This window comes from Dryocola sp. LX212 (assembly GCA_041504365.1).
Taxonomy (GTDB): Bacteria; Pseudomonadota; Gammaproteobacteria; order Enterobacterales; family Enterobacteriaceae; genus Dryocola.
In genome coordinates this window covers 4,184,950-4,199,806 of record CP167917.1, presented here as the reverse complement: position 1 = coordinate 4,199,806, position 14,857 = coordinate 4,184,950, and the positions used below count along the sequence as shown (strand labels likewise).

At 52.5% G+C, this 14,857-nt stretch carries 5 protein-coding genes and 1 pseudogene; 4 read left to right on the top strand and 2 right to left on the bottom strand.

Annotation, left to right across the window (positions count from 1 at the left end; translation table 11 throughout):
• Nucleotides 1-194: 194 nt before the first annotated feature.
• From ACA108_20165 to ACA108_20155, 3 genes are all read left to right on the top strand, one after another.
• Complete coding sequence (locus ACA108_20165) at nt 195-2,579, top strand: CS1-pili formation C-terminal domain-containing protein (protein ID XEX95611.1); 2,385 nt, start codon at nt 195-197, stop codon at nt 2,577-2,579.
• A gap of 73 nt (nt 2,580-2,652) precedes the next feature.
• Nucleotides 2,653-10,476, top strand: a complete 7,824-nt coding sequence (locus ACA108_20160; protein XEX95610.1) for a beta strand repeat-containing protein — start codon at nt 2,653-2,655, stop codon at nt 10,474-10,476.
• A gap of 558 nt (nt 10,477-11,034) precedes the next feature.
• A complete protein-coding gene (locus ACA108_20155; protein XEX95609.1) occupies nt 11,035-11,802 on the top strand; it encodes an IS110 family transposase in 768 nt (255 codons plus the stop codon).
• A 27-nt stretch (nt 11,803-11,829) separates the two neighbouring features.
• On the opposite strand, the gene ACA108_20150 is transcribed toward ACA108_20155, so the two are convergent.
• Nucleotides 11,830-12,965 (bottom strand): IS3 family transposase gene (locus ACA108_20150; protein XEX95608.1). Its coding sequence is split into 2 segments (ribosomal slippage): nt 11,830-12,719 and nt 12,719-12,965, totalling 1,137 coding nucleotides; the frame shifts between segments, so codons are not numbered across the junction.
• An 89-nt stretch (nt 12,966-13,054) separates the two neighbouring features.
• On the opposite strand from ACA108_20150, the pseudogene ACA108_20145 reads away from it, so the two are divergent.
• Nucleotides 13,055-13,342 (top strand): annotated as a pseudogene (locus ACA108_20145) (transposase).
• A gap of 239 nt (nt 13,343-13,581) precedes the next feature.
• Here the strand turns inward: ACA108_20145 and ACA108_20140 are convergent.
• Nucleotides 13,582-14,756 (bottom strand): IS3 family transposase gene (locus ACA108_20140; protein ID XEX95607.1). Its coding sequence is split into 2 segments (ribosomal slippage): nt 13,582-14,513 and nt 14,513-14,756, totalling 1,176 coding nucleotides; the frame shifts between segments, so codons are not numbered across the junction.
• Nucleotides 14,757-14,857 lie beyond the last annotated feature (101 nt).

Here is a 14,857-nt window from a genome sequence, read left to right as displayed (position 1 = left end):
GCTCGTAGCATGCAGCGACGTCAAGACTACTCTCTGGTTAAAGGAATTAAATTATGCTAAGGATAAAATATTCTTTATTTTTCTTGGGGATATTGTCATCCTTCGCTATCCCGCACCCAGCGGCTGCAGCGGAAAAAACCGCGGGCATATTGCTGTCACCATCCTTAAAGGCGGTATTAAGCAGTGGCCTCCCGGTGTCATTATTAATTAAAAACACAGATAAAAATGCCAATGATAATGATTCCAATAAAGAGAATGCTGCGCCTCGATCGATAGGCACCCTGACGCTTGTTACAAAAAGTGATGACCTGTTCATCGATCATGTCGACCTGGATGAAAACCTGAATTATGACCTGAGCGACGACTTAAAAAAGTCGTTAACCGCGATTAAAGATCTGCCTGTAACCAATAGCATCATGACTTTGCCTGGGGGATCTCAGCTGACATTCGACCCTGTCACGATGCAGGCTGTTCTGGAGGTCAATCAGAATTCTTTTGAGGTACAAAAAAAAGACCCCTATCTACCCGCTGTCAATACGGGTCTGAGTGGCGTGGCCAATTACAGCATTAATGCTTATGACGGGAACGACAGTGACCTAGAAGCGAATATTACGCTGGATACCGTAACCTCTTACAATGAAAATCATCTCTACCTTGACGGTGAGTTTGATTCCAATGATAACGATCTCGATCTCGACAGGGCCCTGTTCGAACGCGATTTCAAGGGCCGAAACCTTGAGGTGGGATACGTTGACGGCTGGGGGATGCAGTCTTTTGCCCAGGTGTCGACGCTTGAGGATCAGGTCTTTTACGGTGCAAGCTATGGCAACTACAGTAATGCCCTGGCTGATACCTCTGCTGTTTCTCTTATTCCGATCAACATCTACCTCCCCTCTGCGGGCGAGGCGCGTGTCTTTCGCAGCGGTAGGCTGGTAGATATCCAGCGTTTTAGCATGGGGAGCCACCAGCTTGACACTACACGCCTGCCGGGTGGGACCTACAACGTTACGGTAAAAATAATCGTCGGTAACGATGAGGTTTCTTCGCGCCAGTATCGGGTCAGTAAGCCGAAATCCACAGAAAATCATAACGGCGATGGCGGATTAAACTGGCAGGTTTGGGGCGGGGTTGCCACCTACGACGACGATTACAGTGACTACTATACCGACCATCACGAGCTGGATAGCAACGATCAGAAACACCATGACAGCCATTACAGCAAAGAGCGTGAGAACGATGATGTCGATGCCATGGCGGGGGTGTCGCTGGCGGGCAATCTTGGCGACCTGCAGTGGCTGACTTCTCTGTACCAGAAAGGGCCTACCTCCGTGAATGAAACCAGTCTGTCCTATTCACCTTTTGAACAGCTGAGTCTCGCAGTATCAACCGCTATTGCCACCGATCATACCAGCTCATTTGCTCCTTCCATTAGCTACGCCTTCCCGGTCGTGACGCTTTGGGGCAACTATGAAAACACCCGCGAAGGAAAAGAGCTGGATATTGACGAGAATAAATTCTGGACGGTTGGTGCGGATGCCAACCTGGAAGAGCTGGTCGATCATGCCGGCTCTCTGAGCTACAGCTACGAAAAGGATCTTCCGTACAGAAATAGCGAAAAAACAACACGTTATACCCAGATTGACTACACCAACAACATGTACACCAATTCATGGGGCTCCATTCAGCTCCATGCGGGGCTCAATATTCGTGACGATGGGGAAGATACCTCGCGAGATAAATATGTCAGCCTGAACTTCTCTCTGCCGTTAGGCAACAACGTTTCGGTGGGGGTCTCTGCCGATGAGAATGGCAGCAGCCTGGATCTCGGTTACGACAAAGAACTCGATGGTTTTGTGAATGGCGTAGGGGCTTCTACAAGCATTGCCCTAAATAACAATCAGGATAATCAGTCTACCTACAACGGCTATGCCAACTACGAAGGAAAATATGCCCAGGGTACGGTCTCCGTTCAGGGCACCGGTAGCGACAGCGTGAGCGCGAGCCTGACCAACCAGGGCAGCGTGGGCTGGGGAAATAAATTTGCGGCCAGCGGCACTCAGGGTACCAGCGGGGTGGTTATTACCCTACCTGAAGATGTCACTAACAAAGACCTCAACGCAGTTATCAATGACATGCCGTACCCGCTGCACAGCGGCAACAACCTGATTTCGCTCCCGGCGTATAAAAAATACAACGTGCAGGTCGTCAATAGTGAAAATGCGGAAAATAGCTACCAGGTCAATACCGGTAAGAAGAATTTCACGCTTTATCCGGGCAACGTGGTGGATATGAGCGCCAACGTGAAAAAAACCGTAACGGTATTTGGCCGCCTTGTAGATGAACACGGACAGGTTATTGCCCGTACAAAGCTACATAACCATATCGGTAGTACCGTTACCGATGACGAGGGCTATTTTGCTATCGACATCAATAAACACTATCCAGAGTTTACCGTTCAGCAGGAAAATAAGCAGGATACCCGGCTTGATATGAGTAAAACGATGAGCGCCAGCAAAGATGGAGCTATGTGGATTGGTGATGTTTCCTGCTTCGGCAATCAATGCAAAATAATTGGTTAATCACTCCTTTTTACAGCATGAACAAGACGCCTGTCTTGTTCATGCTGATATTCAACAAATGAAGATATAACTAATGAAAAATATATCAAAGTATGCGTTGCTTATGGCTCTGGGCACGGTATGTATTCCTGGCCTGGCCACTGCCGATCGGCAGCAGGTTAAAAATTTCATTCAGCAGCATGGCGATCTGATACAACAGCTTAAACCCGGGGCACGTGGGCGCGTGCTCAATACTCAGTTTGATCTGCTGGTGATTGACGACCAGGTAAGCCATAACCAATACCTCACCACCTTGAATACCCAAGCCCCGATACTTTCTGGCGATCATCCCCCGATGATGTTCGGGAGCATGCATATGGGGCAAGGCAATAAGCGCCTGGCGACCTGGTATCCCCACGCTGCGGATAATGCCATTGAATCAATGACGGCGGTACAGCCTGAACATGCATTCCGTGGTTTGAGCGATCGGCACGGCCACATGATTGGCGGCTCCCGTAAGATGACGCTCCCGAACGGGGACTACGTCAACCCGGTGCTGAGTAAAACAGCCTTTGATTTTCTGAATAACGGTGCAATGGGCGTCGAAAAGCGCATTACCGTTGCCGAAAAGATGAAAAGCGGCAGCCGTCGTTTAGTGACCGCTAAAGTTAAAAAGCGCGCGGCGCTGCGTATTACCCTGCCGGCAGCTAAGGGCTGCATCGACGATACCGTAAAAGGGCAAAGCGGCAAGGTGTGCTTAATTCGCCATACAGAAGGCACGGCGATGGGAATGCGTGCCCCGGACCTGCGTTTTAGCGTGCAGGGCAGTCTGAAAAGCGGCCAGGGTTTTTTCCGGGTGGGTAACCACGACTGGCATAAGCTGAACGACTCGGCCATGCTGACGGAGTTTAACGGCAAACAGGATATAGCGGTGTTTATTCCGCAGGCCTCGAAGCCGGTACTGGCGATGGCGACACTGAAGCTGAATTTCTTCGCGCCGGGCCGTTTGAATTACGGTGACAGCTACGTGTCTCCTGCAGTGCTGGGGGCAACGCTGTCCGGTGAAAATCAGAATGTACTTAGCCAGACGCAATTTGCCTGGATTCAGGACAAGGTCAAAGGCGATGAGTATATCCTGAGCCAAAGCGATCGTATTCTTAATCATGCCTCTCTTCTTCCTCCGAGCGTAAGCGGGCATAAAGGCCCAGCATCTTCTGAACCTGCTCGCTGGGAGTTAAGCGATACCGTGGCGACGGTGGATAAGGGGAAGGTAGCGCCGAAAGCATTGTTTACCGGCAGCGGTGCCTCCACTCTGTTTTCGCCTCAGGCATGGCAATGGTTTAAACAGGCAGTGCCCGGCGAGTCTAAGCTGCTTCGCTACAGCGACAGCGAAACAAAGGTTAATACCGAGCTGAAAAACGCTTCAAAGCTGACGCTGAGCAAAACGTTGCCACGCTGTCACCCTCAAATGGTTAATGGGCAGGGCGGGACGGTCTGTTCCCTTCGCCGTATTGAGAGCGCGTTAAAAGGGGACACCAGCGGGATTTATTTTGGTTTCATACGCCCAATACGTAAAATGTATTACCAGGTGGGCGATGAGTGGACCGCAATTAATAAAAGCATATCTTTAAGTGCATTTGATGCTGCTAAAAAGCTCGACGTTTTTTATCCTGGAAATACCAAGGCTGAAGATGCAATTGCAAAAATGAAATTTGCTTTTTCAAAGAATAAAGATGTCAATGGCGAAAAGTCGACTGGTAACGTTTCTTCGGCACCCATCCTTACCTTTACTGGTGACGATAATTATCACTATAGTTACCCAACCTACTACGTGGTATCCGGGTTGTGTCCGGTAAAAGGTAGCGAGTTGAGCGCCTTTAGGAGTGCGGGACAGTCTGCCACGAATGAGTCAGGTCACTATTCTGGTTATGATAAAGATCCAATCGTCTACTGGGAGCATGATATCCAAAGTGGATCTGTTATATGTCCAGCATCAGTTGTGCTGCCAGCTACTCAAGGAAATCTTCATGAACCGCCGGCAAATGGGTCGAAATATCTGTGTGCCGCGCAGTACCAAACTGGTTGGACTAAAAACTCTGCTTCAACCATACTGGATGAGGATGTTACTTGTATACTGCTGACTCATTCAGATCCCAACCTGGATATCGTGAGCGTGAGCGCGCCGACGGCGGCAGAAGGCGGTAATCTGGTGTATACGATAACCCTGAGCCGCGCGGCGACAGCTGAGGATGCACAGAAGATTGGGCTTAAACTGCCGATGACCACGGGTACGGGTTATGCCGTGGCGGCAGATATCGACAGTACGAAGGTGGTGTTATCGGGTGCGACCTCAGGCAGCGGGGCAACCACTGTCGACCTGTCGTCTGCTTCGTCTGTCTATAAAGTCAATGTAGCGGCAGGCAAGAGCAGCTTTACGGTGTCTGTGCCGACCAAAACAGACAGTCTGGTAGAAGGCGATGAGAAGCTGGATTTACAGTCCAGCAGCGATGCCACCTCAAACACCAAAACCGGCACCGGCACCATCACGGATGTCGCGGTCCCGCTGGATCCGCTGGATATTAAAAGCGTGAGCGCGCCGAACGCAACAGAAGGCAGCAACCTGGTGTACACGGTGACCCTGAACCGCGCGGCGACGGCGGCAGATGCACAGCAGGTTGGCGTTAAACTGCCGATGAAATCAGGCACGGGTTATGCCGTGGCGGCAGATATCGACAGTACGAAGGTGGTGTTAACGGATGCTACCGATAACAGTGGCCATACAACAGTCAGTCTTGCTTCATCTTCATCTTACCTTAGTGTGAATGTGGCGGCAGGCAAGAGCAGCTTTAAGGTGTCCGTGCCGACCAAAACGGACAGTCTTAATGAAGGCAGTGAGAAACTGCTTCTGGATGCCTACAGCTTTTCCACGTTAAACATCAAAACCGGCACTGGCATCATCACGGATCCCTCGATCCCGCTGGATATTGTCAGTGTGAGCGCGCCGACGGCGACAGAAGGCAGCAACCTGGAGTACACGGTGACCCTCAGTCATACGGTGACCGCCTCGGATCCGACACCTTATGTGCAACTTAATCTACCGATAACAGAAGGAAATGGTCATGCTTCCAGCGCCGACATGGATGTCACGAAAGTTACATTGACAAATGCGGCTGACCTCTCGGGAAAAACGACTATCGATCTTTCAAGCTTTACTTATGTGGGTGTTGCCGCTGGGCAAAGCAGCTTTAAGGTCTCTGTACCTACCATAAAAGATTCCGATGCGGAGGGTAACGAGACGCAAGAGCTGCAGGCTTCCAGCGCTGATTATGTCTATCAAAACACCAAAACCGGCACCGGTACCATCGCGGACTTCGTGGTTCCGCTGGATATTGTGAGCGTGAGCGCGCCGACGGCGGCAGAAGGCAGCAACCTGGTGTACACGGTAACCCTTAACCGTGCAGCGACGGCGGCAGATGCACAGCAGGTTGGCCTTAAACTGCCGATGACTGCAGGCACGGGTTATGCCGTGGCGGCAGATATCGACAGTACGAAGGTGGTGTTAGCGGATGCGACCTCAGACAGCGGGGCAACCACTGTCGACCTGTCGTCAGCTTCGACCGTCTATAAAGTCAATGTAGCGGCAGGCAAGAGCAGCTTTACGGTGTCCGTGCCGACCAAAACGGACAGTCTGGTGGAAGGCAGCGAGAAGCTGGATTTGCAGTCCAGCAGCGACGCCACGTCAAACGTCAAAACCGGCACCGGCACCATCACGGACGTCGTGGTTCCGCTGGATGTCGTGAGCGTGAGCGCGCCGACGGCGGCAGAAGGCAGCAACCTGGTGTACACGGTAACCCTGAACCGCGCGGTGACGGCGGCAGATGCAGATACAAACGAGGTTGGTGTTGAACTGCCGATGCCCACGGGTACGGGTTATGCCGTGGCGGAAGATATTGATCGTACGAAAGTGGTGTTAACGGATGCCGCCTCAACCAGCGGGGCAACCACTATCGACCTGACTTCTCATAAATATTTCTATGAGCTGGTTGTGACGCCGGGCAAGAGCAGCTTTACGGTGTCCGTGCCGACCAAGACGGACAGTCTGGTGGAAGGCAGCGAGAAGCTGGAGTTGCATTCCAACAGTTATGCCACGGCAACCGTCAAAATCGGCACCGGCACCATCACGGACGTCGTGGCTCCGCTGGATATTGCGAGCGTGAGCGCGCCGACGGCGGCAGAAGGCAGTAACCTGGTGTACACGGTAACCCTGAACCGCGCGGTGACAGCGGCAGATGCAAATACAAGGGAGGTTGGTGTTGAACTGCCGATGCCCACGGGTACGGGTTATGCCGTGGCGGAAGATATTGATCGTACGAAAGTAGTGTTAACGGATGCCGCCTCAACCAGCGGGGCAACTACTATCGACCTGACTTCTCATCAGTATTTCTATGAGCTGGTTGTGACGCCGGGCAAGAGCAGCTTTACGGTGTCCGTGCCGACCAAAACGGACAGTCTGGTGGAAGGCAGCGAGAAGCTGGAGTTGCATTCCAACAGTTATGCCACGGCAAACGTCAAAATCGGCACCGGCACCATCACGGACGTCGTGGCTCCGCTGGATATTGCGAGCGTGAGCGCGCCGACGGCGGCAGAAGGCAGTAATCTGGTGTACACGGTAACCCTGAACCGTGCAGCGACGGCGGCAGATGCACAGCAGGTTGGCCTTAAACTGCCGATGACATCCGGCACGGGTTATGCCGTGGCGGCAGATATCGACAGTACGAAGGTAGTGTTAGCGGATGCGACCTCAGACAGCGGGGCAACCACTGTCGATCTGTCGTCAGCTTCGACCGTCTATAAAGTCAATGTAGCGGCAGGCAAGAGCAGCTTTACGGTGTCCGTGCCGACCAAAACGGACAGTCTGGTGGAAGGCAGCGAGAAGCTGGATTTGCAGTCCAGCAGCGACGCCACGTCAAACACCAAAACCGGCACCGGCACCATCACGGACGTCGTGGTTCCGCTGGATATCGTAAGCGTGAGCGCGCCAACGGCAGTGGAAGGCAGCAACCTGGTGTACACGGTAACCCTGAACCGCGCGGCGGCAGCTTTGGATGCACAGCAGGTTGGCCTTAAACTGCCGATGACCGCAGGCACGGGTTATGCCGTGGCGGCAGATATCGACAGTACGAAGGTGGTGTTAGCGGATGCGACCTCAGACAGCGGAGCAACCACTGTCGACCTGTCGTCAGCTTCGACCGTCTATAAAGTCAATGTAGCGGCAGGCAAGAGCAGCTTTACGGTGTCCGTGCCGACCAAAACGGACAGTCTGGTGGAAGGCAGCGAGAAGCTGGACTTGCAGTCCAGCAGCGACGCCACGTCAAACACCAAAACCGGCACCGGCACCATCACGGACGTCGAGGCCCCGCTGGATGTCGTGAGCGTGAGCGCGCCGACGGCGGCAGAAGGCAGTAACCTGGTGTATACGGTAACCCTGAACCGCGCGGCGACGGCGACAGATACAAGGCAGGTTGGTGTTGAACTGCCGATGCCCGAGGGTGCGGGTTATGCCGTGGCGGCAGATATTGATCGTACGAAAGTGGTGTTAACGGATGCCGCCTCAACCAGCGGGGCAACCACTATCGACCTGACTTCTCATAAGTATTTCTATGAGCTGGTTGTGACGCCGGGCAAGAGCAGCTTTACGGTGTCCGTGCCGACCAAAACGGACAGTCTGGTGGAAGGCAGCGAGAAGCTGGAGTTGCATTCCAACAGTTATGCCACGGCAACCGTCAAAATCGGCACCGGCACCATCACGGACGTCGTGGTTCCGCTGGATATTGCGAGCGTGAGTGCGCCGACGGCAGCGGAAGGCAGCAATCTGGTGTACACGGTAACCCTGAACCGCGCGGCGACGGCGGCAGATGCACAGCAGGTTGGCCTTAAACTGCCGATGACCGCAGGCACGGGTTATGCCGTGGCGGCAGATATCGACAGTACGAAGGTGGTGTTAGCGGATGCGACCTCAGGCAGCGGGGCAACCACTGTCGACCTGTCGTCAGCTTCGACCGTCTATAAAGTCAATGTCGCGGCAGGCAAGAGCAGCTTTACGGTGTCCGTGCCGACCAAAACGGACAATCTGGCGGAAAGCAGCGAGAAGCTGGATTTGCAGTCCAGCAGCGACGCCACGTCAAACACCAAAACCGGCACCGGCACCATCACGGACGTCGTGGTTCCGCTGGATATCGTAAGCGTGAGCGCGCCGACCGCAGTGGAAGGCAGCAACTTAGTGTACAAGGTGCAGCTGAATCGTGAGGCGACGGCGGCAGATGCACAGCAGGTTGGCCTTAAACTGCCGATGACTGCAGGCACGGGTTATGCCGTGGCGGCAGATATCGACAGTACGAAGGTAGTGTTAGCGGATGCGACCTCAGACAGCGGCGCAACCACTGTCGACCTGTCGTCAGCTTCGACCGTCTATAAAGTCAATGTCGCGGCAGGCAAGAGCAGCTTTACGGTGTCCGTGCCGACCAAAACGGACAGTCTGGAGGAAGGCAGCGAGAAGCTGGATTTGCAGTCCAGCAGCGACGCCACGTCAAACACCAAAACCGGCACCGGCACCATCACGGACGTAGATGGCCCGCTGGATATCGTGAGCGTGAGCGCGCCGACGGCGGCAGAAGGCAGTAATCTGGTGTACACGGTGCAGCTGAACCGTGCAGCGACAGCTGAAGATACGCAGGTGGTGACCCTCAATCTGCCGATGCCAGCAGGTGAAGGTAATGCCTCTAGTGCAGACGTTGATGCTACTGTTGTGCAGTTAACGGATGCGATTGATGGAACTGGCTCAACAAACTCATCCGTCATTAATCTACAATTTACTACTTTGGACTATCCCGTGAATGTGACGCCGGGCAAGAGCAGCTTTACGGTGTCCGTGCCGACTAAAACGGACAGTCTGGTGGAAGGCGACGAGAAGCTGGCGTTGAAAGTGGGCAGCAATAAAACCCAAAATATTATCATCGGCACCGGCACCATCACGGATAGCGAGGCCCCGCTTGATATCGTGGGCGTGAGCGCGCCGACGGCGGCAGAAGGCAGCAATCTGGTGTACACGGTGACCCTGAACCGCGCGGCGACAGAAGCAGATAAGCAGGCGGTGACCGTCAGTCTGCCGATGCCTGGGGGGGCTGGTAATGCTTCAAGTGCAGACGTTGACAGTAAAGTCGTGCAGTTAACGGACGCGGTTGATGGGTATGGCGGAAGTGCAACTGTCATTGACCTTGAAATTCCTGATTTGGACTACTTAGTGAATGTGACGCCGGGCAAGAGCAGCTTTACGGTGTCCGTGCCGACCGAAACGGACAGTCTGGTGGAAGGCAACGAGAATCTGGCGTTGAAAGTGACCAGCACGGTAACCAAAAATATTATCACCGGTACCGGCACCATTACGGATGTTGCTCCGCTGGTATTCTCAGTAACGCCTACAAACAGCATCCAATTTGACTACACCGATGCGGGCGGTTTTGCCGACCAGGTAGCTGCTTTCGAACTCAATATTTCCGGTTTAGCCAGCAACCCTGGTTATAAATTGCAGGCTAAACGCGGAACGGACTACCAGTTGAAGCCTACTACAGGCGCTCAGGATGGCCGATCAATTGACGTTGAACTATTGGCGACAAACAAGACGGCGTTAACGCCGGATACCTGGATTGATTTGTCGTCGGACTCCTACCCTGGTCTGTTCACTTTGGACCCCAACACGGATGAAGTACAAACAGTAAACTCTGGGTTTATTGCCCATCTTACGAATTTCTTTGATGGCACAGCCCAGGTATCCGCTGCAAACATGCCGGATGGACAATACAAAGGAACGGTAAGTGCTGATGTCCGGGTGCTATGGCAAGGCAGCAGCGTTGAAAAGTAACTGCGCCACTGCGGTCATCAAGCCCTGGCTGATTAAATCTTAGAAGGAAGACCCGAAGCAACGGCGACGAAAGTCGCCGTTGCTTTATGTTATTACCGGACCATAAGAGGGTGAGTGGGTCAGGAGGTTTCGCCACGAACTGACGGTGCGTTGCAGAGATTTTGCGACTGACGGGGGGCGGGGGGCTAAACTGCTTATAGCGAATGGTTGAAGGCGTTGGACGTAGAGTCGGTTGCACATAATGCAAAAACCCAGCCATAGGCTGGGTTCTTTAATAAGTGGTGCCGGACTCGGAATCGAACCAAGGACACGGGGATTTTCAAAACTCGTGTCAAATTTGGTTGTTAATTATACATCTTGCTAGTGTGCCCCGTTTAGCTTCGATCCTATCGTGAAAGAACCTCTTTCTGAAGATGTTCGTGCTATATAGCTATCTAAATTTACTGCGCGTTCTTACATTCCGACGTTATCCAGTATGTAGTGATGTGATGGACGCCCCTTCCTAATGTAGTCAGTGCCATACTTTTACTGACTACATTGATCCGGGAGTAACATCACATGAATACGATCAGAGTTGTTGGTATCGATATTGCCAAATCTGTTTTTCAGGTATGTGTCTGGATGATTGATGGTTCCGTTGCCTGGAACAGAAAAATATCGCGTCAGAAATTGCTGAATACGCTTCGCCAGTTTGAACCGGGTACGTTAATTGCGATGGAAGCCTGTTCAACCTCTCATTACTGGGGGCGAACCCTCAGCGCTATGGGATTCAGCGTAAGGCTTATCCCTGCCCAGCACGTGAAAGCATTTGCCAAAAGTCAGAAAAACGATGCAAACGATGCGCTGGCGATTTGTGAAACAGCATGCCGTCCGGGCATCCACTTTGTTCCGGTCAAAACCACGGAGCAGCAGGATATCAAAGCGCTGCGCAATACCCGTCAACTTATGGTTGAGCAGAGAACCGCGCTGGCTAACCAGATTCGTTCTCTGCTCGCTGAATATGGGCTTATTATTCCTGTCGGGATCCAGTGTCTTCAGCAACAGCTGCCTGAACTTATTGAAGACGCATCCAATGACTTAACTTTCACACTTCGCCGTTTACTTTCTTCATTGCGGGATGATATGCAGGTCCTGAATGAACGAGTCACCTGTCTGGATAAAGAAATTGCGGCATTGTCTTCACAACAGACAGCCTATCGCCATTTATTAACGATCCCGGGTGTTGGCCCGCTTATCGCTGCAGCTTTTATCAGTGAAGTGGATGCAGTGCAGTTCTCCAGCGGCAGAGAATTATCCGCCTGGTGCGGTCTGGTCCCCCTGGACTGACCCCACGACAGTAGACAAATTCTGTCCTCACGATGAGGCCTGTTCAAAGGCCTCCGGACTGACGCCGCCGAGATGACTGTGGCGCCGGGACCGGTTATAGAATACTTCAATGTAATCGAAGATATCCGCCCGGGCCAGATCCCGGGTTTTGTATATTCTCTTCCTGATGCGCTCTTTTTTCAGTGAACTGAAGAACGATTCGGCCACCGCATTATCCCAGCAGTTGCCACGCCGGCTCATGCTCGGAGCCAGGTTATTGGCCCGGCAGAAGCGCTGCCAGTCGTCACTGCCGTACTGGCTGCCCTGGTCTGAGTGCACGATAACCTCGCCGTCGGGTTTACGTCGCCAGACCGCCATCATCAGCGCATCCAGCGCCAGTTCGCGTGAGAGAGTGGGTTTCATCGACCAGCCGACCACGTTACGGGCGAAGAGATCGATAACCACCGCCAGATACAACCAGCCCTGCCAGGTGCGGATGTAAGTGATGTCGGTGACCCAGACCTGATTGGCCCGGACAACAGTAAACTGCCGCTGCACGCGATTCGGGGCAACCACTGAAGGTCGACCAGCGATACGACGCGGCGCTTTATAGCCGCGTACGGCTTTGATCCGGTTCAGTTGCATAATACGACCCACCCGGTTTTTGCCGCAGGTTTCCCCGATTTCGTTCAGGTCGCCATGAACCCGCCGGTAACCGTATACGCCTCCGCTCAGTGAATATGAGTCACGGATAAGCGTCAGCAGGCGCTGGTTATCTTTATCACGTGCCGAGACCGGGTTGTGCAGCCACGCATAGAACCCGGCCCGGGCGACATTGAGTACCCGACACATCGTCATCACACCCCATACAGTGCGGTGCTCATTGATAAAGCGGTACTTCAGTCGGGCTCCCTTGCAAAGTACCGCGCGGCCTTTTTCAAAATATCCCGTTCCTCTTCGGTACGTTTTAGCTGCGCCCGTAGTTTCAGGATCTCGCTTTTGGCCTCCAGTAAATCCCGGGCATGCTGCTCGCTGTTATCGGGTTTAATCGCCCGTAGCCACTTGTAGAGGCTGTGTGCAGAAACGCCCAGACGGTCAGATACTTCGGCGACGGAATAACCGCGTTCCGTTATCTGACGGACAGCCTCTTCCTTAAATTCAGGTGTAAATCGTGGTGTGCCCATACGCTCCTCCTATGCTCAAACTATAGGGCAGGATCGTCTACCGGGGCGGGGTCAGTCCATATGAGGCAAAAAAGTGTCTACGAAACCCGGGTCTATTCACCCGGCAGCACAGTTCGGGAGGAAAACAGAGACTTTCCTCTTTGACAAAAAATGGCAATCGCAGCCTGAGAACACTGGTCATCCATGGTGCACGATCAGTGATGCGATGCGTGAAAAAACGTGACGACAGCCTGGGCCATTGGCTGAAAAGGTTGGAGACCCGGCGAGGTTTTTTGAAAACCACCGTAGCTTTAGCGAATAAACTGACCCGGATCATCTGGCGCATACTGACTGATAACGTTGATTTTAATATAAACAAGGCTTTTGCAGTGAATTAACCCAAAGCTTAGATTGAAGAAACTCGCTTTACTGAGTTTGCAAGCACTGATGAGAAAACGGCTACCGTCCCTGTAACAGCCTGAAGTTGACCTGGGTAATCAAATACCGGTGTAGTGATTAGGAAACAGGGCTCGGATAACATCATGGCGCGGGTTATTAAACCTACGAACGACGCCGGATATATGGTCGCAAACCGTATCGAACCAGTACTTGCATCACCCGGGGCGTCCATATATGGTCAACAAAAACTGGCCACAGCTTTAGAGTTTTTCCAGAACAATCGTTCTGATTCATTCGGCGTCAAACCACCATTATATTGATGAGGTCTGAGCTGGCTGTAATATCCTGTGATGTAATTCTTTATTGCCGTGCTGGCTTGGCTAAAATTCGCGTAGCCATTATCCGGTACCCACTCTGTTTTCAGGCTTCTGAAGAACCGTTCCATTGGGCTGTTATCCCAGCAATTTCCCCGGCGACTCAGGCTTTGCTTTATCTGATATCTCCACAGTAACTGTCTGAAATTCCTGCTGGTATAGTGACTGCCTTGATCCGAGTGATACAGTAAATTAGCCGGTTTTCCCCGTGCTTCCCAGGCCATCGACAGGGCTTTACCTGTCAGTGCGGAATCAGGGAAAAATGACATCGCCCAGCCAACCGGTTTACGGGAAAACAAATCGAGTACAACAGCCAGATAAGCCCAGCGTTTTCCCGTCCAGATATAAGTCACATCACCGCACCAGGCCTGATTAGGCTCGGTAACAGCAAACTGGCGATCCAGATAATTAGGGATCTCAATGTGTTCCTTAGACGCCTTCTTATAACGATGGCCAGGTTGCTGACAGCTGATAATATTGAGCGCTTTCATCAGCTTTGTTGCCCGCCAGCGGCTCAGTTTTATACCTTTGGTGGTGACCATTGCGGCAATGCTTCGCGCTCCTGCTGAACCGTTACTTTCGCGATAAACTTCACGCACAAGGCTCAGTAATGCCACTCTCGTTGCGTCAGACTTCCTGGGCTGCCGCCAGTATTTATAACTGCTGCGATGAACCCCAAACACGTTGCACAAAACGGCAACAGGAAACCGCGCCCTGAGTTTCTCAACTAATGAGAACTGTTCAGGGAGTCTGACATCAAGAGCGCGGTACCCTTTTTTTATATATCCCTTTCTATTTCAACGCGTTGAAGTTTTTTCTTCAACTCACGTATCTCAATCTGCTCAGGTGTCATGGGTGAAGCTATGGGTGATTTTCCCGCTCGCTCTTCTTTCAGTTGTCGAACCCATTTATCCATCGTGGATTTGCCGACATTCATCGCAGTGGCAGCGGCGGCAACGGTGTAATGCTGATCGAGTACAGGCTGGGCAGCCTCGAGGCGAAACTCAGGGCTAAAATTGCGTCTGTTACGTCCGGTCATAATGTCACCTGTTTTGACTATGAGGTGATGATATCACCTCTATTCAGGTGGCCAAATTCACTATGCCACTACAGTAAGAGCTTGCTATAGAAGGTTTTTCT

Bases quoted from the DNA above. Each gene is read 5' to 3' on its own strand.
- ACA108_20160 (XEX95610.1), top strand. From the start codon at position 2,653: ATGAAAAATATATCAAAGTATGCGTTGCTTATGGCTCTGGGCACGGTA.
- ACA108_20155 (XEX95609.1), top strand. From the start codon at position 11,035: ATGAATACGATCAGAGTTGTTGGTATCGATATTGCCAAATCTGTTTTT.